Origin of the sequence: Pseudosulfitobacter pseudonitzschiae, assembly GCF_002222635.1 — a bacterium.
GTDB lineage: Bacteria > Pseudomonadota > Alphaproteobacteria > Rhodobacterales > Rhodobacteraceae > Pseudosulfitobacter > Pseudosulfitobacter pseudonitzschiae_A.
This window is the reverse complement of sequence record NZ_CP022415.1, coordinates 999,532-1,017,961: the sequence shown is the minus strand read 5'-3', so window position 1 is coordinate 1,017,961 and position 18,430 is coordinate 999,532. Positions and strand designations below refer to the sequence as shown.

Here is an 18,430-nt window from a genome sequence, read left to right as displayed (position 1 = left end):
GATCATCATGCACAGCTTTCCAATGTTTATCCGCACCACCAACCGCCGCGTTGTCATTGCAGGCGGCGGCGAACAGGCCGCACAAAAGGCGCGCCTGATGTTGAAAACCGACGCGCGGCTGGTGCTGCTTGCGCCTGATCTGGATGCTGAGCTGGCTGATCTGGTCGCAACAGGCGTCGCGGTACAGGATGCGGCGCCAGTTACCCCGCGCAGTTTTGCCGACGCCGCACTGGTGTTCATCGCCACGGGCTGCCCCGGACTGGATGCGGCCCTGCATGCGCTGGCCAAACAGGCGGACGCGCAGGTCAACGTCGTTGACCAGCCGTCCTTGTGCGACATGACCACACCATCACTGGTCGACCGCGATCCCGTGGTCGTGGCAATCGGCACCGAAGGAACGGCGCCCGTGCTGGCCCGCCGGATCAAGACCGAAGTCGAACAGATGCTGGACCCGCGCCTTGGCACCTTTGCCGCACTAGCGGGCCGTTTGCGCGGCGCGGTGGCCGCACAGATCCCGAAAACCGACCGCCGCGCCTTTTGGCGTTGGGCCTTTGCCGACGCCCCTTGGCAATTGCACAAAACCGGACAGGAACGCGCCGCTGCCGACCTGCTGAAGCAGACGGTTTCCACACGCGACGTGCCTGCGCAGCAAGGCCATATCGCACTGGTCGGCGCAGGCCCCGGTGCACGCGATCTGCTAACCTTGCGCGCCGTTCAACGCCTGCAAGAGGCCGACGTGATCTTTTATGATCGGCTTGTCGATCCACAGGTGCTGGAACTGGCCCGCCGCGACGCCGAGCGCGTTTTTGTCGGCAAAACCGTGGGCGCGCACCTGTGGCCGCAAGACCGGATTTGCGCGCTGATCGTTGCCGAAGCAGCCAAAGGCCGCCGCGTTGTGCGTCTGAAATCCGGTGATCCAGGCATATTCGGCCGCGCGACCGAGGAACTTAATGCCGCCCGTGTTGCACATATTCCGGTCGAAGTTGTACCGGGTGTGACTGCGGCGAGTGCAGCGGCGGCAATCATGGGTCAATCGCTGACGGAACGCAGACAGACCGATACACTGGTCCTGACCACCGGACGCCACTGCGAAGACGATGACGAAACGACAGACTGGGCGCGCCACGCTCTGCCGGGCACAACTTTGGTGTTCTACATGGGCGTGGGGGCTGCGCAGAAAATCCGACACTCTTTGCTGGCACAGGGCATCGCGCGCAGAACAAAAATCACCATCGCCGCAGATGTCAGCAAATCAAACCAGCGTATCGTGTCCACGACGCTCGCCGATCTGCCAGAGGATCTGGACCAGAGCGGTATTACCGGCAATGCGCTGGTGATGCTGCGGATTGCATCCCAGCCCGCACAGGCGATCGCTCAAATCGCATGACTGCGACAAGCGATACTGGCAACAGGGCAAGGGCGTGCAGGGCGCAACTGCGCCCCGCGACTTGCGTCAGGACATTCCCAGCGCTTCTTTGTACATCTCAAGAACCGCTTCTTCTTCGGCAATGTCGTCAGGCTCGCGCTTGCGCAGGGCGATGACCTTGCGGATCACCTTGGTGTCGTAACCGCGCCCTTTGGCTTCGGCCATCACCTCTTTTTGCTGCTCGGCAATATCTTTTTTCTCGGCGTCCAGACGTTCGATCCGCTCGATGAACTGGCGCAGTTCGTCTGCTGTTACGCGGTAGCTGTCGGGGTTGGTGGCAGTGTCGGTCATGGGGCGCGTCCTTCATTCGGGGCCAATCGGGGCTTGTCTGGCAAGACCCAACCGTTATCGTCCCGACTTGCCGCCTGCAAGACAACTTTGACGCACCACTCTGCCGCAAGGTCGTTTTCGCGTCTTGATCGGCAGCGATGCACAGGCTAAGCCACCCCTACTTTGGTTCGGCGGGGTAACCCGTCGTTAAAGGGAACGCGGTGCGGGAAACCATCCCCAAATCCGTGACTGCCCCCGCAACTGTAAGCGGTGAGCGCGACCGTCATATGCCACTGGGGGGTCACCCTCGGGAAGGCACGGCCCCGCATCGACCCGCAAGTCAGGAGACCTGCCAAAGCGATCACCCGGATACGAACGCGGGGGGCGTGCGTGTCGGCGGCCTGACCGCTTTGGTGGCGTTTCACCGGCGGAAGGCGCTTCAACCTTTCCCATTCCGACGACCAAGGGCCGCCCGCAACAGGCCCGTCCGTAAGGGGACACGACTTTTATGAAACACCTGCTTGCTTCGGCATCCGTACTGGCACTGGCCACCCTGCCACGCGCCGCAATCGCCCAAGACGATGCTTTTGATCTGGGCACCATCACGGTATCGGCCAGCCAGACGCCGGTCGAGACTTCGCGCACCGGCACCGTGGTCGAGATTGTCGATCAGGAGACGATCGAGAACAGCACAAGTATTCGCGTGGCCGATACGCTGGACACACTGCCGGGCATTTCGCTGTCAGGCAACGGCGGTTTGGGCACCGCGTCGACATTGCGCATTCGCGGGCTGCCTGCGCGCTATGTACCCGTATATATCGACGGCATCGATATGACAGACCCCTCCGGCACGCAAACCTCCTTTGGTTTCGGGCCACTCACCACTGCAGGCATCGGCAGCATCGAAGTGTTGAAAGGGTCCCAATCGGCGCTTTACGGCTCCGAAGCGATTGGCGGGGTCATCAATATCTCGACCCTGCGCGCGACGGAGAACGGCACACAGTTGCGCTACAACTTCGAGGCAGGCAGCTATAACACCTTTGCCAGCAGCTTTGGCGTGGCAACCAAATCAGATCGCGGCGAACTGGCCTTTACCATCAGCCATGTCAGCACCGACGGATTTTCAGCCGCAGATGAAAACGACGGCAATACCGAAGCAGACGGATACAAGGGCACAACGCTGATCCTGACGGGGGCCTATCAGGCGACCGAACAGGTGAAGCTGGGCTTTGCGCTGAATTATATCGACAGCGAAACCGATCAGGACGGTTTTCCGGCGCCCGCCTTTACTCTGACTGATACAGCAAATCAGGAATTTGCCACCCGCTTGGGGGCACGGATCTATGCCGAGATCGAGTCAGGTGCAGTCGATCACACCCTGTCGCTGGCCTATTCCGAGATCAACCGCGATTACCCCGTCGGTACCACCAACGCATTCAGCGGCGAACGCACCGAGCTTTCGTACAAGGGCGTCACGCAGGCGGGTGCGGTCGATCTGGCCTTTGGTGCCAGCTATTCCGAAGAAAAATTCGCAGCCGACGCAGTGACCGGCACCTACCGGATCGCCTCGGTCTTTGGCGAGGCGCAATATGCCGTGTCCAATGACATCGACCTCAGCTTTGCGCTGCGCCACGATGACCATTCGACCTTTGGCGGATTCACAACCGGCCGGCTGGCGGCGAACTGGCGCGTCTCCGCAAACACCACATTGCGTGCGGCCATCGGGACGGGTTTCCGCGCGCCATCGCTGTATGAACTGTTTGGCCCCTTCGGAAGCCCTACGCTGGAACAAGAAGAAAGCCGCAGCGCCGAATTCGGCGTCGAACACCGTTTTGTCAACAACGCCGTGGTCAAGGCAACGGTCTTTTACACCGAGATCGACAACCTGATCGATTTCGCGGGCGCCGGTTATACTCAGGTTCCGGGCACCTCGACATCCAAAGGGGTCGAACTGTCGGGCCGGGTTGCACTGGGTGCGGGGACCGATCTGTTCGGGTCCTACACCTTTACCGACGCCACAGGCGCCAACGGCGCCCAACTTGTCCGCGTGCCCAAGCATGACTTTGTTCTGGGGGTCGAGGCCGATCTGACTGACAAATTGTCGGGCCAGTTGGTGGTGAACCACGTCGCGGGTCGCGCCAATGAAAGCGATTTTAGCACATTCCCCGCAACGCCGGTCCCGATGGCTGACTACACCGTGATCAACGCCTCGGCGACCTATGATTTCAGCGACACCACCCAAGGATACATGCGTCTGGAGAACCTGACCAACGAGCAATACCAGACCTCACTCGGCTATGGCACTTCGGACCGTGCTGTGTACTTTGGCGTCCGTGCGTCGTTCTGATCTGATAACATCGGTTGCGGCGCTGCTGTTCAGCGCCGCAACCGCCTTGGCCGGCACCCCGCAACGGGTGGTGTCGATCAACCTGTGCACCGATCAACTGGCGCTGTTGCTGGCATCCCCCGGACAATTGGTGTCGGTCACGCGGCTGTCGCACGAGGATACAGATTCGGTGATGGGCGAACAGGCCCGCGCCCTGCCCGCCAACGGGTCAGGCGCCGAAGAAGTCTATCTGCTCAAACCCGATCTGGTGCTGGCGGGCACCTTTACCTCGATGGCCACGATTTCCATGCTGCGCAATCTGGGCATCGAAGTGGTGCAATTCGCCCCTGCCCGTGCGCTGTCCGATGTGCCCGAGCGTCTGGCGCAAATGGGCGAGGCCCTGGGCCGCGAAGCCGAGGCCCGCGCGATGATCAACCATTTCAATGCCGAGTTAGCGGCCCTGTCCGTGGCCCCTGCGCACCGCCCACGCGCGGCGCTGACCTATGTGAACAATTACTCCTCGGGCCGCCATTCGCTGGCCGGTGACGTGCTCTATGCCGCCGGTTTCGACAATGTCGCCGAAGAGGCAGGCCTTGGGTCGGTCGGGGTGCTGCCGCTGGAGCAACTGGTGTTGCTGGCCCCCGATGTCATTATTCAGGGCCGCAACTATCCCGGTGCCGCGCGCGCCGAAGACAATCTTGATCACCCCGCCCTGTCATCGCTGAAAGGCACCTATATGGCGGGCGAGTTGACCGACCGCGACTGGGTCTGCGGCACGCCGACCGTGCTGAACGCTGTGCGCACTATGGTGGACCTGCGCAAACAGGTCGAGGCCCGCCAATGAAGCTGACTGCCATCCTGACAACCCTGTGTACGGTGCTGTTCGTGGTCTCGCTGGTCACCGGCACCACGCCGGTGTCGGTCTGGCATTCCTTAGCCAGCCTGTTCGCCACCGACGGCAGCCCGATGAGCGTGGTGATGCAGCAAATCCGCCTGCCCCGCGCCCTGCTGGCGGTGATGATCGGCGCGTCGCTGGGCGTGTCGGGGGCCGCGATGCAGGGTTATCTGCGCAACCCGCTGGCCGAGCCGGGACTGATCGGCGTGTCGGCGGCGGCTGGACTTGGTGCGGTGCTGGCATTGCAAACCGGACTGGCGGCTGCCTTTGCGCTGGCCCTGCCGCTGTCTGCGCTGCTGGCAGCACTGATCGCGGTGGCGATGATCCTGACGCTGGCGGGGCCGCGCGGGGCGGCGCTGACGCTGATCCTTGCTGGTATCGCTATTTCGGCGCTGGCTTCGGCCTTTACCTCGCTGGTGTTGAACCTGTCGCCCAACCCCTTTGCCGCCGCCGAAATCGTGTTCTGGATGCTGGGTTCGCTGGCCGACCGGTCCTTTTCCCACGTATGGCTGGCCCTGCCGTTCATGGTGTTGGGCTGGGTGCTGCTGGGATCGCTTGGGCGCGGGCTAGATGCGCTGACGCTGGGCGAAGATGCCGCCGCCGCGATGGGCGTGCGCCTGTCGCGCTTGCGGCTGGCGCTGGTCATTGGCACTGCGGCTTGCGTCGGGGCAGGCACGGCTGTGGCAGGGTCCATCGGCTTTGTCGGCCTAGTGGTCCCGCATGTGTTGCGCCCCTTCGTGGGCGGACAACCGTCGCGGCTGCTGTGGGCCTCGGCGCTGGGTGGAGCGGCGATGGTGCTGGCGGCAGACATCGCTGTGCGTGTGGCCCTGCCCGACCGCGACCTGAAGCTGGGCGTGCTGATGGCACTGGTCGGCGCGCCGCTGTTCCTGCACCTGATCTATAAAACGCGGGGGACATTGCAATGACGCTGCTGAACCTGCAAAACCTGTCGGTCAAGCGCGGCGCCTGTCCGGTGATCGACACCGTGTCGCTGACCCTGCAGCCGGGCGAATGTGTGGGCCTGCTGGGCCCCAACGGCGCTGGTAAAACCACCCTGATGCGCGCGGCCCTTGGCCTGCTGCCACACCAGGGCACGTCGTCGCTGGCGCAAATGACCAGCATGGAGCGGGCCCGCGCCTGTGCATGGCTGCCGCAAGCCCGCGAAATCGCATGGCCCGTGAGCGTGGAAAAGCTGGTGCTTCTGGGCCGCCTGCCCCATTCCGGCACCAAGACCGAGAACGCCGCCGCCGTTGCGGACGCGCTGGTGCAGATGGGGCTGGAAAACTATGCGCAGCGCACCGCGACGCAACTGTCGGGTGGCGAACAGGCCCGCGTGCTGATCGCCCGCGCACTGGCACAGGATACGCCGCTGATGATGGCGGACGAACCCATTGCAGGCCTTGATCCGGCGGCACAGATTGCCACCATGCGGGTGTTTTCCGCGCTGGCGGCATCGGGGCGCACGGTGCTGACCTCGTTGCACGATCTTGGCCTTGCTGCGCGCCATTGCACCCGCGTGATCCTGTTGCACAATGGCGGCATCGTCGCGGATGGCCCACCCGTCGAGGTGATGACCCCCGCGAACCTCGCGCAGGTCTTCGGCATTCTTGCACACTACGAGATGACCGACCGCGGCCCCGTGTTCCAGACATTGGACACGCTGGAATGACCGCGCCGCTGATTCTCGAGCGTCCTTGGCTGCGCTTTGATCTGGGTGGCCCGCATCAGGTGCTCAGCTGGGCGCTGAACCGTCCCGGCTTTGTCACCGCCGATGCAATCTCGTGGCGCGAGGTGCGCAACGCCGATCTGACACCGGAACTGGATGTGCCGGACTGGCTGACCGACCAGCTGGCCGCGCGCGGCACCCCGCAAGACGTCTGCTTTCTGACCTCGCGCGACATCCGCGCCGTGACCGAACACACCACGACCGCAGGCACCGCCACTGCGCGTGCCGTGGCCACTGTGGGCCTGTCGAACGCCGAACATATCGGCACGCGGGCGGACCGTTCGGGCAAGGATTGGGGCACCATCAACGTCGCAGTGCAGACCGGTCTGGCGCTGGCACAGCCCGCATTGATCGAGATGATGGCAATCGCGGCCCAAGCCCGTACAGTGGCGGTTATGCAGGTCAACCACCAGCTGCCCACGGGGCGCGCCACCGGCACCGGAACCGACTGCATCGCGGTTGCGGCTCCGCGGGGCGATGTCGCCTTTGCAGGCATGCACACCGATCTGGGCGAGGCGGTGGGCCGCGCCGTCTACACCGCCGTGCTGGAGGGCGCTCAAACTTGGATGCAGACCGTGCGCAGAGCGGAGGTGCTGTGATGGCCTTTCCCTACGAACGCATCGTTTGCCTGACCGAAGAAACGGTCGAGACGCTTTATCTGCTGGGCCAATCGGACCGTATTGTTGGCGTCACCGGCTATGCCGTGCGGCCCGAACAGGTGCGCCGCGAAAAGCCGCGCGTGGGGGCGTTTACATCCGCAGATGTGCCCAAGATACTGGAATTGCAGCCCGATCTGGTGCTGACGTTTTCTGACCTGCAAGCCGACATTGCCGCCGATCTGATCCGCGCAGGCATCACGGTACACGGGTTCAACCAGCGTTCGGTCGCGGGCATTCTTGAGATGATTCGCACGCTTGGCGCGCTGACGGGCTGCGCGGCGCAGGCCGATGCACTGGCCGACAGCTATGCCGCCCGTATCGAGACCATCCGCAATACCCCGCGTCCGTCCCGACCGCGCGTCTACTTCGAAGAATGGGACGATCCGCCCATTTCCGGCATCCGCTGGGCATCCGAGCTGATCGAGATTGCGGGCGGTGTGGATGTGTTTGCCCGTCTGCAAGCCGAACAGGGCGCGCGGGCGCGTATTCTGGACCCACAACAGGTGATTGACGCCGCGCCTGATGTTATCATCGCCTCGTGGTGCGGCAAAAAGGTGCGCTCTGAGCGGATCGCAGCCCGCCCCGGCTGGGACAGCGTCCCCGCCGTGGCCCAAGGCCGCATTATCGAAATCAAATCGCCGCTGATCCTGCAACCTGGCCCAGCGGCACTGACCGACGGGCTTGATGCTATTCTGACCGCCCTGTGGGGAGATACACCATGATATTGCCGCCCTCATTGATCGCCTTTCTGGAACGCGGCGGCCCCGTGCTGTGGCTGATTGCGGCGCTGTCGGTGCTGACGATGGCGCTGATTTTGTGGAAACTGTGGCAACTGGCGCGGTTGGGTGCGTGGTCGGGTGCGGCCACAACTGCGGCATTGGAGAACTGGGCACAGGGCGATGTGGATGCGGCGCGCGCCAAGTTGCAAGGCAGGCGATCCATCCGCGCCCGTATGGCGCTGGCCGCGATGACCGCACGTCACGATCCGGCATTGACCGAGGCGCAAGCCCGCGAGGAAACCACAGCCCATGCCCGCATTGACCTGACCCGAACCCGAAGCGGTCTGCGGGCGCTGGAACTGATTGCCACCACCGCGCCGCTGCTGGGGCTGCTGGGCACCGTTGTGGGCATGATCGACGCGTTTCAGGCGCTGCAAGAGGCAGGCAGCCGCGCCGATCCCGCAGCCCTTGCCGGTGGCATCTGGGAGGCGCTGCTGACCACCGCCGCAGGGATGGCCGTAGCGATCCCCGCAGGGGTGGCACTGACATGGTTCGAAAGCATCGCCGCACGGCTTCAGGGTGACATGGAAACCGCCGCCACCCGCGTCTTTACCCGAGGACCAAAGGCACCCTGATGTTCAGCTTTGGCTCCATACGGCCCGCCCGCAGGCCAAGCCTCACGCCGATGATCGACGTGGTGTTTCTGCTGCTGGTGTTCTTTATGCTGGCCGCGCGGTTCGGCACCGACTTTGCCCTGCCGTTGCAGACGGCGGGCAGCGGTGCGGCCTATGCAGGTCCGCCGCGTCTGGTGGACATTGATGCAGGCGGCGTGGCGCTGAACGGCGTGGCAGTCAGCGATCTGGCAGCCGCCCTTGCCCCGTTGATGTCCGGCCCCGACGATGCTGTTTTGCTGCGCGCACGGGGCGCGGCCACGGTGCAGGATCTGGTGCGCATATTGGACGATCTGCGTGCTGCGGGCCTGACACGGCTGATCGTGGTGGAATGAACGCTATGGATTTCTCGCCCGCAACGCCCCCCAGACACACCGCCGAAAACATCGTGCCGATGATCAACGTGGTTTTCCTGCTGCTGATCTTTTTCCTGATGAGCGCCCAGATCGCCCCGCCCGATCCCATCGAGGTGACCGTGCCCGACAGTACCGCAGACGCGGCGCCAATGGACCCGAACGCACTTTATGTCGGGGCGGATGGCACGCTGGCCTATAGCGGCGTGACCGGCGATGCGGCACTGGCAGCGCTGTCCGGTCATGATGGCGTTTTGTCCCTGCGCGCCGATGCCACCCTGCCTGCCGCCAAGCTGACCGCACTGTTGCCACGTCTGGCGGCGGCAGGCGTTGCGGGTGTCGAACTGATTACGGGGGCAAACTGATGCGCCTGATCGAAGCCGCCGTGTTCCTGTCTGTGGCCGCCAGCGCGCATGTGGGCCTTTGGGCTGTTGTGCCTGCGCCCCATGGCGCGTCATCCGCAGGGGATCAAGGCACTGAAGCGGCAACGGTGGCACCGGCATCGGCCGCGATGGCGGCACTGGCGCAGGCGTGGGAAACACCGCCCGAGACTGTCACCGACATTGCCATGCCCCGAGTGGAAACTCCTGTCGAAACCGCCCCGCCCCGCCCGACGGCAGAGGCACCGACCATGACCGCGGCCCTGCCGAACGCCCCGCAGTTCGACATGACTGCGCCCGTCTTGCCCGCAAAACCGGACCCGACGCCACCCGTCCGGCCCCAAACCGAAGTGGCGCAACCAACGCAGCCCGAAGTCGCAGACCAAGACGCACCACACCGGCAAACAGACACGCGCCCCGCGCCAGCAGCGCCGCAGCAACTGGCTGCTGTCACCCCGCCGCCCACCCTGCCGCAGATGGACCAGACCACACCTGACAGCACATCGAAACGCCCCGTGCTGCGCCCGCGTGAACTGGCCCCGGCTGCCAAAGCAAAGCCTGCGCCAAAACCAAAGCCCAAAACCACTGCCTCGGTGCCGCAGGCCAAATCCACCGCCAAAGGCACCGCACACGCATCCGCCACCGCAGGCACCGGCGGCGCTGCGCAGACGCAAAGCGTGTCAGCCGCCCGCGCCAACGCATTGCAGGCCCAATGGGGCGCCGCGATCCAGTCCAAAGTGCGCCGCAACGCCACGTCTCCGCACGGCGCAGGCGCGGGGCGCACCAAACTGGCCCTGTCCATCGCCCCGTCTGGCGTGTTGCAATCGGTGCGCGTGGTGGCATCTTCGGGCAATGCCACACTTGATCAGGCCGCATTGTCAGCCGTCAAACGCGCCCGCCGCTTTGCCCGCGCGCCAAAGGGGCTGACCAAACCGGCCTACACCTTTACCATCGCGCTGGATTTCAACGGCTGACTTGCCCTGCGCGCGGCAATGCAGTAGCGCAGGCGCATGATAGAACAGACCTCATTCCCGATTTTCGACCTGCTCATCTGGGCCGGTGCGGCAATCTCGCTTGTCGGCCTTTTGGGGCTGGTGTGGTGCATCATCCGCGTGACGCGCGCCAAGCGGGCGAAACTGGACGACGAGGCGATGCGCGCCGTGTTGAAAAGCGTAGTGCCGATGAACCTTGGTGCGTTGTTCGTTTCGGCCTTTGGGCTGATGCTGGTGATGCTGGGTATTTTCCTCGGCTGACACCCAACGCTTGAACAACACACCGCGTTGTTCATATGCTTTCCCAATGGCTGACTGCCTTGCTTGCTGCGGGTCTGACGACACTGCTGCTGCATGTCTTCATGGGTTGAATGCAAAGGAACCACTATGGAAGTCTCTTGGCTTTGGGGCCTGTTCGGCGGGCTGATCATCGGCACGGCCGCGTCTATCCTGTTGTTGGGCAACGGGCGGATCATGGGCGCCTCGGGTATTCTGGGCGGATTGCTGGATGGCACCGCAGGACGTGGCTGGATCGAAGCCGTCGTCTTTGTCGCGGCCCTGATCGCAACGCCTGCACTGCTGCACTATCTGGGCACCGGCACCGTCAGGACCAATGCCACCGCATCGCCTGTGCTGCTGATCGCGGGCGGTCTGGCCGTGGGTCTGGGCACGCGACTGGCCAATGGCTGCACGTCGGGGCACGGGGTCTGCGGTATCTCGCGGCTGAGTGTGCGGGGCATCGTTGCCACGCTGTTCTATATCGGTGCGGGTGTGGCCACAGTGGCCTGTCTGCGCCTACTGGCCGGAGGGTTGTGACATGCGGTTGCTGATCGCGATCATCGCGGGTGGTCTGTTTGGAATTGGCCTGCATCTGTCGGGCATGACCGACACCAACCGTGTTCAGGGGTTTCTGGACATCTTCGGCGCGTGGGATCCGACGCTGGCCTTTGTCATGGGCGGCGCCATTTTCCCGATGGCCATCGCTTGGCGGCTGACGATCGGGCGCACACCGGTGGCGGGCAGCCAGTTTCCACCGCGCCCCAATCCCGCGATCACCCGCAGGCTGGTCATCGGATCGGTGCTGTTCGGTATCGGCTGGGGACTGGTCGGCCTGTGTCCGGGCCCCGCGATGGCATCGCTTGGCTATGGCGGTGTGCCGGGCGTAGTGTTTTTTGTGGCGATGCTTGTCGGCATGGCCAGTGCACCGCGCGTCAGCCTAATGCTGGACACGCGCGCGGCGTCGGCCTAAACCGACGCTATGGATATTCGTCAAATCACCCCCGACTACTTCGTGTCGCCCCAGATTGATCCGGCAGACCTGCCCGCAATCGCCGAGGCCGGTTTCACCTGCGTGATCTGCAACCGGCCCGACGGGGAAATCCCACCCAGCCATCACGCCGACGTGATGGCCCAAGCGGCCAAAGAGTCGGGGCTGGAGTTCAAGATTCTGCCGCTGACGCACCAGACCATGACGCCCGACAACGTCGCCGCGCAAATGGGTTTTGTCGCCGATGCACCGGGCAAGGTTCTGGCCTATTGCGCGTCCGGCACCCGCTGCACAGTGATCTGGGCGCTGGGTCAGGCCGGAACACAAAGCGTGGATGACATCCTCGAGACGGCCCGCAAGGGTGGCTATGATCTGGAAGGGCTGCGGCCCACCTTGTCGGCGATGGCTGGAGCCTGAAACCGTCCGGATTTTCTGTTACTGTGAAGGGCGTGGCACAGCGCCTGTCCTGATACAGGCACTTTTTTTTGCGCGCTAGGCCGATTTCAAATCCGGCAGGGCCGCCAGATCGGGCAACTTATCAAGGTCCGGCAAGCTGTTCAGATCGGGCAAGTCGTCCAGTTCCGGCAATTGCAGGTCATCAAAATCGGGAAGTGCCGCCATCGGCAGTTCAGGCGGTATGGAGGCGGGCGAATCCGGATCTCCGGACAGCCCCATGTCAATCGGCGCCACTTGGGGCATCTCGACATCAGGTTGGTCCGACTCTCGGCGCTGCGGTTGTTTGGCATGGGACGGTTCGCGGTCGATCTTGAGCGCACGCTGCCCGTCGACCTGCCCCAAAGTCCCCGTACCCAGACATTTTCCGGATTGTGCAATGATGCGGGTTTTCGGGAACGTGCCCGGCGGCAGCAACAGCGTATCGCCGGCCGAAAGCCGCGTCAGATCGGACAGGTTCATACGCACATGGCACAGTTGCACCATCAATTCCGCCTCAAGATGCATCACGACATCGGTCAGATTGCGTGGCCCGCTGTCGGCAGCACCGGTATGTTCGGCCTCGTCCAGACCGTCACCATCTGGATCGGGCACCGGCACCGACGGAACAAACAGCACCAGATCGCCCTGCCGCGCGCCCTTGGCCATATCCAGTGTCAGACGGATCACGCGGTAATCCCGCTCTTCCAGCGCCATCGCGACAAGGCGGGGCTCGTCCGCGCGCGCACCAAAGGTAAAGCCGCGCAACAGCAGCTTGTCACCCTCATCCTCGACCGCTTGGGCGGCTTTGGCGAACAGCGCGTCCAGCATCGGCGCGCACATGGCGGCGTCGGTGTCGGTCATCGGGCGGGCACTGCCCGGTTCGGGCGTTACACGACCCATAGTCTGTTGCTGGATCAGCCCGCCCACCAGTCCCGCATCAATCATCGCAGCGCCGACGCGCCCTTGCGGCCCGTCCAGCAGAACCAAAAGCGCATCGTCGGCCATCATCTCGACGCAGTCCTCTTGGCTGCGTTCTTCGACCACCAGACCAATCGCCTGCATCGCCATGTCAAAGACATCCAGCGCCACCTTGGCCACGGACAGACGCATCGCCTTGGCGACGGTGACAGACCGCGCCTGATGTTGCTGCTGCCCCGCCACCGTCTTGCGGTGCAACACGGATAAATTTGGATCACTTGCGCTCATGGCACCCCTGCCCTGCGGATGGATTGCATTGGTCCTAGCGCATTAATGGTTACCAACCGCTTTAGACGCGCGGGTTTCACCCCAAGCGTCGGGCGCGCGCCTATTGCGCTGCCAGCGCCGCGTTGCGCGGCATCTGCACCACAAAAAGGTTGCCAGAGGCTTGTGGCACATGGGAAATATCGCCACCCAGACGCGCCATGATCTCGCGGCAGATGGCCAGCCCCAGCCCCGCGCCGGACCCGTCTCCTTCGGCCACGCGGGCGAATTTTTCAAAGATCAGCGTGCGGGCTGAATCGGGAATGGGCGTGCCGTTATCGCGGAATTCAACCGCCAGCGCGTCTGCATCGGCCCGCACCGAAATCTCGAGCAGCGGCGCGTCGGCGCGGCAATATTTCTGGGCGTTGGTGATCAGGTTGATGAACACCTGCCCCAAGCGGTCCAAATCTGTGGTCAGCGACGTGTCTGCCGCAGCCGGATGGCGGAAAATCCGCAACTGCCCGTCGCCGCTGGCTTGCGCCGTGATCACCGCATGGTCCAGCACTGCATCCAGCCGCCCCGTCGCGGTGTTCAGGCTAACCTGACCATTTTCCAGCACGCTGAGGTCCAGCAGATCATCCAGCAGACGGGTCAGACGGATCGCCTCGACGTGAATGATCGAGGCGTATTTGGTCTTTTCCGCCACACTCAGCCCGTCGGCATCGCGCAAAATTTCCGAAAACGCACGGATCGAAGTCATTGGTGTACGCAATTCGTGGCTGATCTGACCCAGAAAGGCATCTTTTTGCACAGAAAGTTGCGTCAGCTTTTCATTGGCTTCGCGCAGCTGGCCGGCGGTGCGGCTCAACTCGTTTGATTTGGCTTCAAGCTGGCTGGAATACTCCAGCATCTGGGCCGATTCGTCGGCCACCGCCAACAGATCCTCGACCGAAACCGAAGCCGCACCAACCATCTGGCTGACCATCGCATGGGCCGTCGCAGTGCCAACCGAAGCGGAAAGTTCACGTTCGAGACGTTCCAGAAACGCAGGGTTCGGTTCAGGCAGGTGGCCGGTCATCCCCTGCGCAAGCGCGGCGGCGCGAAACAGCGCCTGCGCCTCGGTTGCACCCAGAATACGCTGCGCCATGATCATCAGGTCTTCCGAGGCGGCCACGGACGCGTGCCAGCCGCGCGCCTGCCCCGAATGGTCGAACACGTTGACAAATTGCGCACCCTGCAGCCGCTCCAGCGGCTTCGGGAAGCTCACCAACGAGGCGACAACAAAGCAGCCTGTGTTCAACAGCAGCGACCAGAACACCGCATGAACGGTCGGGTCCATGCCTTCGATCCCGAAGAACGCATAGGGCCGCAGCCAACCGATGCCCCAGGGTCCGACCTCGAAGAACGACGCAGGCAGCACCGCGTCCTGACCAAAGCTGGGCAGCAGCGAGGCATAGACCCAGATGGCAAACCCCAGACACAACCCAGACAGCGCGCCCACCCGCGTGGCCCCGCGCCAGAAGATGCCGCCCAGCATCGCGGGCAGGAACTGCGCCACGCCAGCAAAGGAGATCAACCCGATGGCCGCCAGCGCGCCACTGCCGCCCGACAGCACATAATAGAGATAGCCCAGCGCAATGATCAGCAGGATCGATAACCGCCGCGCCAGCAAGATCACGCTGCGCACATCACCCGACATGCTGGCCCCGCCCGGTTTCAGACTGAGATAGATCGGCATGACCACATGGTTCGACACCATCGTCGACAGCGCCAGTGTCGCCACGATCACCATCGACGTGGCCGAGGAAAACCCGCCGAGGAAGGACAACACCGCAAGACCGGTCTGGCCTTGGGCCAGCGGCACGCTGACCACGAACAGGTCGGGGTTTGATCCCGCAGGCAACAGGTTCAACCCGACCACGGCAATGGGCACCACAAACAGGCTCATCAGCATCAGGTAGACGGGAAAGGCCCAGCTTGCGATCTGCACATGGCGTTCGTCGTCGTTTTCGACCACCAGCACCTGAAACATGCGCGGCAGGCACAGGAACGCCGCCGCCGACAGCACGGTCAGCGCGGCCCAGCGGCTGCGGTCCAGTTCCCATGTGCCAAGCGCGCTGGCGTCGATGCGGGCCATCATCGGGCCAATACCACCCGCGACGCCCCACACCACAAAGATTCCCACGGCCATCAACGCCACCAGTTTTACCACCGCCTCGACGGCGATGGCGATGACCACACCATCGTGGCGTTCATTGGCGTTCAGATTGCGGGTGCCGAACAGGACGGTGAAAACGGCCAGACCTGCGGCCACCCAGAACCCTGCAGACAGCGTGTTCAGCCCCGAATTTCCGTTCACATCCGGCGGCCCGGAAAAGGTCGACAAGGCCAGCGTGACCGATTGCAATTGAAGCGCAATATAGGGCGTTACCCCGACCACCGCCATGATCGTCACCACGATCGCCAGTGTGTTCGACTTGCCATATCTGGCCGAGATCAGATCAGCCACCGAAGTGACCCGCTGGCTGCGTCCGATGCGCACCAGTTTGCGCAGCACCCACCACCAGCCGATCATCACCAGAGACGGGCCAAGATAGATGGTGACGTATTCCATCCCCGAACGTGCCGCATAGCCGACCGCGCCGTAGAACGTCCATGCCGTGCAATAGATCGACAGCGACAGCGTATAGACCAGCGGCGTGCGCAACCAGCCGCTGCGCCCGCGCACGGCGGCACGTTCGGCAGCAAAGGCCACGGCGAACAGAAATGCCACATAGACCAGACAGACGCCGACCAGCAGGTTAAGCGACGCCATCAAGGATCACCCGCCGGATCTGATGCCGTGTCTGTCGCGTCGTCCGCGCCATGCTGCACCCCGCTCCACAAAACAAAGCTGAGACCGATCAGCACGCACCACACGCCAAACACATAGCAGATCGCCGCCGACATGCTGACATGCCCCGTCTCGTCCCCCGAAGGCCACAGAACCGGCACCATCCACAGCACCATGCCCAAGACCGGCAACAACCGCTGCGCGTCCTGCATCCGGCGGCGGCGATAGCTGCGCCGTTCCAGAAATACCGGAGAGGACGGGCCGCGCGCCACGGGGCTAGACCCGCACCAGATCGCGCACCGCGTTCAGCACTTCGGTGTTGGAAAACGGTTTGGTCATGAACCGGTTGACCCCCGCCCGCTCGGCCTCTTCGCGGTCGCGCGACTGGCCGCGTGCGGTCAGCATCAGCACCGGAAGCCCCGCGAAATCAGGCAGGGCGCGCAATTCGGTCAAAATCTCGATCCCACTTTTGCCCGGCAGCATGTAATCCAGCACCACCAGATCGGGCCGCGCGTCGCGGATTGCCGACACAGCAGTGGCCCCATCCGAATGGGTGCCCACCTTCCATCCTTCGCGTTTCAGCAAAAAACTCATGGCCTCGATGATATTCACTTCGTCTTCGACCAGCAGCACATGCTTGTCCATTGGTGTCCATTCCTCCCCGAACGGTCCCCGCCGCAACTTTGTACGACGTCCCCGCGCGGCATTTCTGCGCGCGGATCTCCTCTTGATCGCAGACTATTAAGCGAAAAGCTGTGCCTGTCAAAAGCCTGCGCTCAGAATCGACGGCTCGCGGCGGCCAGCACAGGGCGTGCGCGGGCAGACACGGCAGGTTGATCCGACGGGGCGGCCGCTGGTTTGCCCCTGATCGGGGGCGCTGACCGGCAGGATCAGCATGGTCGCATGGACCAGTGGCGGGGCGTTGTATTGTGCAGGCCCCATCGGCTCGGCCACGGCAAAACAGTCGAACGTCGCCACGTTGCGGCCCAGTTGCTGGACACGCTCGCGCAGCACCTGACCGGGATGCGTCAACACCTGAAACAGTGGCCAAAGCGGACAACACGCCCCGAAACGCGGAATCGAGAAGCGCTCGACGGGGCGACGAAACACCAGACTGCCCGCGCGGTCGCAAACCACCAGCCCGCGCGGCGTGCCGGGTTGGGCCGCCAGACGGCGCAGGACGCGGGCGACCGATACGCCGAACTCTTGGGCCAGAGCCACAGGGTCGATCCCTGTGCGCCCCACTGCAGCGGCCAGCGCATCACGGCTGACAGCGCGGGCGTCGGCCTCGATCTGGATCAGAACCTGCCGCGCCAGATGCTGCGCCGCAACCGAAACCAGCTGCGGTGCCTGCGCCAGAACCTCCGCAACGGATTGGGTGCCTGCCTCCAGCCCGTCAAAGCCGTAATCATGCGCATCCAGAAACGCATCCACCTCTTCCTGAGGTGAAGCATGGGCCGTTTCTTCGGGGTTGGCATCCAGATAGGTAACCAATGCCTTGGCACTGTCGGCCAGACGGCGGCTGTCCTGATCAATGTTGGTGTGAAACCGTGCCTGCCAGTCAGGCGAGATGCTGCTGTCATCGGCCAGAATGGACGCCGTGGACCGGATGGCAGCGGCAGTGGAGAGAACTTCGTGCATCGAAGTGGCCAGTTGCGGATCGTGGGTCAGACGGTCGCTGAGTGTTTCGACCGTGCGTTCCAGCGACAACACGCGGCGATGGGCGCCTGCCAGCACCTCGGCCCAGCCGGGAAAGCGGCCTGCAAATTCCTCGACCCGTTCTACCTCGGCCACGCCCAGACCCACATCATTGGCCGCCTCGCGCAGCGACGCAATCAATGCGGCCTCGGCCCCTTCGGTCAGCGCCGAGGGTTCGACTCCCAGCACATGGGCGATGTTCAACAGCAATTTCCCGCCGATTCTGCGCCGGTTGTGTTCGATCAGATTGAGATAGCTGGCCGAGATTCCGATCTGTCGCGCCAGATCTGCCTGCTTAAGCCCCGCAATCACCCGACGTTCACGGATACGGCTGCCGGTTAACGAGTCCTTGATCATTTTCAGCCCCTATCGCTTTGTTGCGCCTTATCAATGGCTTTCTGCGGCGCGACATAAGAAACTTTACAATTACAGCCTGCGTTCTGTTCATTTGTTTACAAAATAGTTGTGAATTTCAAGGGGGTTATTGCGCAATTTTCCAAAAGCAGGCGATAACATATTTGCACTATGCACCAACAGGCGTGGTGCATGCGTTTGTGCGGACGGAGGAGTCGGCAGACGCTTTTCAACAACTGGGAGG

At 63.3% G+C, this 18,430-nt stretch carries 21 protein-coding genes and 1 riboswitch; of the genes, 15 read left to right on the top strand and 6 right to left on the bottom strand.

Going from position 1 to position 18,430, the window contains the following annotated elements:
• The first annotated feature begins 7 nt into the window (after nt 1-7).
• Complete coding sequence (cysG, locus tag SULPSESMR1_RS04900) at nt 8-1,387, top strand: siroheme synthase CysG (protein ID WP_089419811.1); 1,380 nt, start codon at nt 8-10, stop codon at nt 1,385-1,387.
• Nucleotides 1,388-1,453: 66 nt separating this feature from the next.
• Here cysG and SULPSESMR1_RS04895 read toward each other — a convergent pair whose 3' ends face one another.
• On the bottom strand, nt 1,454-1,717 hold the full coding sequence (locus SULPSESMR1_RS04895; protein WP_089419810.1) for a DUF2312 domain-containing protein: 264 nt from the start codon (nt 1,715-1,717) through the stop codon (nt 1,454-1,456).
• A gap of 146 nt (nt 1,718-1,863) precedes the next feature.
• Nucleotides 1,864-2,067, top strand: a riboswitch (cobalamin riboswitch).
• Between the two features lie 137 nt (nt 2,068-2,204).
• On the opposite strand from SULPSESMR1_RS04895, the gene SULPSESMR1_RS04890 reads away from it, so the two are divergent.
• From SULPSESMR1_RS04890 to SULPSESMR1_RS04825, 14 genes are all read left to right on the top strand, one after another.
• Entirely contained in the window at nt 2,205-4,043 is a 1,839-nt protein-coding gene (locus tag SULPSESMR1_RS04890) for a TonB-dependent receptor plug domain-containing protein (RefSeq protein ID WP_089419809.1), read from the top strand.
• Nucleotides 3,994-4,866, top strand: a complete 873-nt coding sequence (locus SULPSESMR1_RS04885) for an ABC transporter substrate-binding protein (protein WP_240311259.1) — start codon at nt 3,994-3,996, stop codon at nt 4,864-4,866. Before SULPSESMR1_RS04890 ends, SULPSESMR1_RS04885 begins: the two co-directional genes overlap by 50 nt.
• Nucleotides 4,863-5,843, top strand: coding sequence for a FecCD family ABC transporter permease (locus SULPSESMR1_RS04880; RefSeq protein ID WP_089419808.1), 981 nt, complete (start codon nt 4,863-4,865; stop codon nt 5,841-5,843). Before SULPSESMR1_RS04885 ends, SULPSESMR1_RS04880 begins: the two co-directional genes overlap by 4 nt.
• Nucleotides 5,840-6,586, top strand: a complete 747-nt coding sequence (locus SULPSESMR1_RS04875) for an ABC transporter ATP-binding protein (protein WP_089419807.1) — start codon at nt 5,840-5,842, stop codon at nt 6,584-6,586. Before SULPSESMR1_RS04880 ends, SULPSESMR1_RS04875 begins: the two co-directional genes overlap by 4 nt.
• Nucleotides 6,583-7,242, top strand: coding sequence for an adenosylcobinamide amidohydrolase (locus tag SULPSESMR1_RS04870; RefSeq protein WP_089419806.1), 660 nt, complete (start codon nt 6,583-6,585; stop codon nt 7,240-7,242). The genes SULPSESMR1_RS04875 and SULPSESMR1_RS04870 overlap by 4 nt, the downstream gene beginning before the upstream one ends.
• Entirely contained in the window at nt 7,242-8,024 is a 783-nt protein-coding gene (locus tag SULPSESMR1_RS04865; RefSeq protein ID WP_089419805.1) for a cobalamin-binding protein, read from the top strand. The genes SULPSESMR1_RS04870 and SULPSESMR1_RS04865 overlap by 1 nt, the downstream gene beginning before the upstream one ends.
• On the top strand, nt 8,021-8,656 hold the full coding sequence (locus SULPSESMR1_RS04860) for a MotA/TolQ/ExbB proton channel family protein (RefSeq protein WP_089419804.1): 636 nt from the start codon (nt 8,021-8,023) through the stop codon (nt 8,654-8,656). The genes SULPSESMR1_RS04865 and SULPSESMR1_RS04860 overlap by 4 nt, the downstream gene beginning before the upstream one ends.
• A complete protein-coding gene (locus SULPSESMR1_RS04855; protein WP_089419803.1) occupies nt 8,656-9,027 on the top strand; it encodes an ExbD/TolR family protein in 372 nt (123 codons plus the stop codon). Before SULPSESMR1_RS04860 ends, SULPSESMR1_RS04855 begins: the two co-directional genes overlap by 1 nt.
• A gap of 5 nt (nt 9,028-9,032) precedes the next feature.
• Complete coding sequence (locus SULPSESMR1_RS04850) at nt 9,033-9,410, top strand: ExbD/TolR family protein (RefSeq protein ID WP_089419802.1); 378 nt, start codon at nt 9,033-9,035, stop codon at nt 9,408-9,410.
• Nucleotides 9,410-10,399, top strand: coding sequence for a cell envelope integrity protein TolA (locus tag SULPSESMR1_RS04845; protein ID WP_089419801.1), 990 nt, complete (start codon nt 9,410-9,412; stop codon nt 10,397-10,399). The genes SULPSESMR1_RS04850 and SULPSESMR1_RS04845 overlap by 1 nt, the downstream gene beginning before the upstream one ends.
• A 36-nt stretch (nt 10,400-10,435) precedes the next feature.
• A complete protein-coding gene (locus SULPSESMR1_RS04840; protein WP_240311260.1) occupies nt 10,436-10,678 on the top strand; it encodes a hypothetical protein in 243 nt (80 codons plus the stop codon).
• A 126-nt stretch (nt 10,679-10,804) separates the two neighbouring features.
• Nucleotides 10,805-11,233: a YeeE/YedE family protein gene (locus tag SULPSESMR1_RS04835; protein WP_089419800.1), complete on the top strand. Its 429-nt coding sequence runs from the start codon at nt 10,805-10,807 to the stop codon at nt 11,231-11,233.
• Between the two features lies 1 nt (nt 11,234).
• The gene (locus SULPSESMR1_RS04830; protein ID WP_089419799.1) at nt 11,235-11,666 is read left to right on the top strand and encodes a DUF6691 family protein; all 432 of its coding nucleotides are present in this window, start codon (nt 11,235-11,237) and stop codon (nt 11,664-11,666) included.
• A 9-nt stretch (nt 11,667-11,675) separates the two neighbouring features.
• Complete coding sequence (locus SULPSESMR1_RS04825; RefSeq protein WP_089419798.1) at nt 11,676-12,101, top strand: TIGR01244 family sulfur transferase; 426 nt, start codon at nt 11,676-11,678, stop codon at nt 12,099-12,101.
• 75 nt (nt 12,102-12,176) lie between these two features.
• On the opposite strand, the gene SULPSESMR1_RS04820 is transcribed toward SULPSESMR1_RS04825, so the two are convergent.
• The 5 genes from SULPSESMR1_RS04820 to SULPSESMR1_RS04800 all read right to left on the bottom strand — a co-directional run bounded on the left by SULPSESMR1_RS04820 (nt 12,177) and on the right by SULPSESMR1_RS04800 (nt 18,189).
• A complete protein-coding gene (locus SULPSESMR1_RS04820) occupies nt 12,177-13,325 on the bottom strand; it encodes a FliM/FliN family flagellar motor switch protein (RefSeq protein ID WP_089419797.1) in 1,149 nt (382 codons plus the stop codon).
• Nucleotides 13,326-13,425: 100 nt separating this feature from the next.
• Nucleotides 13,426-16,116 (bottom strand): sensor histidine kinase, encoded by a 2,691-nt coding sequence (locus SULPSESMR1_RS04815; protein WP_089419796.1) that lies wholly within the window; start codon nt 16,114-16,116, stop codon nt 13,426-13,428.
• Nucleotides 16,116-16,406, bottom strand: coding sequence for a hypothetical protein (locus SULPSESMR1_RS04810; RefSeq protein ID WP_089419795.1), 291 nt, complete (start codon nt 16,404-16,406; stop codon nt 16,116-16,118). Before SULPSESMR1_RS04810 ends, SULPSESMR1_RS04815 begins: the two co-directional genes overlap by 1 nt.
• A 4-nt stretch (nt 16,407-16,410) precedes the next feature.
• The gene (locus SULPSESMR1_RS04805; protein ID WP_089419794.1) at nt 16,411-16,779 is read right to left on the bottom strand and encodes a response regulator transcription factor; all 369 of its coding nucleotides are present in this window, start codon (nt 16,777-16,779) and stop codon (nt 16,411-16,413) included.
• A 117-nt stretch (nt 16,780-16,896) separates the two neighbouring features.
• Nucleotides 16,897-18,189, bottom strand: a complete 1,293-nt coding sequence (locus tag SULPSESMR1_RS04800; protein WP_089419793.1) for a helix-turn-helix domain-containing protein — start codon at nt 18,187-18,189, stop codon at nt 16,897-16,899.
• Nucleotides 18,190-18,430: the final 241 nt, after the last annotated feature.

Excerpts from the sequence above, each read along its gene's own strand:
- SULPSESMR1_RS04855 (WP_089419803.1), top strand. The coding sequence starts at position 8,656 with ATGTTCAGCTTTGGCTCCATACGGCCCGCCCGCAGGCCAAGCCTCACG.
- SULPSESMR1_RS04835 (WP_089419800.1), top strand. The coding sequence starts at position 10,805 with ATGGAAGTCTCTTGGCTTTGGGGCCTGTTCGGCGGGCTGATCATCGGC.
- SULPSESMR1_RS04820 (WP_089419797.1), bottom strand. The coding sequence starts at position 13,325 with ATGAGCGCAAGTGATCCAAATTTATCCGTGTTGCACCGCAAGACGGTG.
- SULPSESMR1_RS04815 (WP_089419796.1), bottom strand. The coding sequence starts at position 16,116 with ATGGCGTCGCTTAACCTGCTGGTCGGCGTCTGTCTGGTCTATGTGGCA.
- SULPSESMR1_RS04800 (WP_089419793.1), bottom strand. The coding sequence starts at position 18,189 with ATGATCAAGGACTCGTTAACCGGCAGCCGTATCCGTGAACGTCGGGTG.
- SULPSESMR1_RS04850 (WP_089419802.1), top strand. The coding sequence starts at position 9,033 with ATGGATTTCTCGCCCGCAACGCCCCCCAGACACACCGCCGAAAACATC.
- SULPSESMR1_RS04870 (WP_089419806.1), top strand. The coding sequence starts at position 6,583 with ATGACCGCGCCGCTGATTCTCGAGCGTCCTTGGCTGCGCTTTGATCTG.
- SULPSESMR1_RS04895 (WP_089419810.1), bottom strand. The coding sequence starts at position 1,717 with ATGACCGACACTGCCACCAACCCCGACAGCTACCGCGTAACAGCAGAC.
- cysG (WP_089419811.1), top strand. The coding sequence starts at position 8 with ATGCACAGCTTTCCAATGTTTATCCGCACCACCAACCGCCGCGTTGTC.
- SULPSESMR1_RS04875 (WP_089419807.1), top strand. The coding sequence starts at position 5,840 with ATGACGCTGCTGAACCTGCAAAACCTGTCGGTCAAGCGCGGCGCCTGT.
- SULPSESMR1_RS04845 (WP_089419801.1), top strand. The coding sequence starts at position 9,410 with ATGCGCCTGATCGAAGCCGCCGTGTTCCTGTCTGTGGCCGCCAGCGCG.
- SULPSESMR1_RS04805 (WP_089419794.1), bottom strand. The coding sequence starts at position 16,779 with ATGGACAAGCATGTGCTGCTGGTCGAAGACGAAGTGAATATCATCGAG.
- SULPSESMR1_RS04840 (WP_240311260.1), top strand. The coding sequence starts at position 10,436 with ATGATAGAACAGACCTCATTCCCGATTTTCGACCTGCTCATCTGGGCC.
- SULPSESMR1_RS04830 (WP_089419799.1), top strand. The coding sequence starts at position 11,235 with ATGCGGTTGCTGATCGCGATCATCGCGGGTGGTCTGTTTGGAATTGGC.
- SULPSESMR1_RS04885 (WP_240311259.1), top strand. The coding sequence starts at position 3,994 with ATGGCACTTCGGACCGTGCTGTGTACTTTGGCGTCCGTGCGTCGTTCT.
- SULPSESMR1_RS04825 (WP_089419798.1), top strand. The coding sequence starts at position 11,676 with ATGGATATTCGTCAAATCACCCCCGACTACTTCGTGTCGCCCCAGATT.
- SULPSESMR1_RS04860 (WP_089419804.1), top strand. The coding sequence starts at position 8,021 with ATGATATTGCCGCCCTCATTGATCGCCTTTCTGGAACGCGGCGGCCCC.
- SULPSESMR1_RS04880 (WP_089419808.1), top strand. The coding sequence starts at position 4,863 with ATGAAGCTGACTGCCATCCTGACAACCCTGTGTACGGTGCTGTTCGTG.
- SULPSESMR1_RS04865 (WP_089419805.1), top strand. The coding sequence starts at position 7,242 with ATGGCCTTTCCCTACGAACGCATCGTTTGCCTGACCGAAGAAACGGTC.
- SULPSESMR1_RS04890 (WP_089419809.1), top strand. The coding sequence starts at position 2,205 with ATGAAACACCTGCTTGCTTCGGCATCCGTACTGGCACTGGCCACCCTG.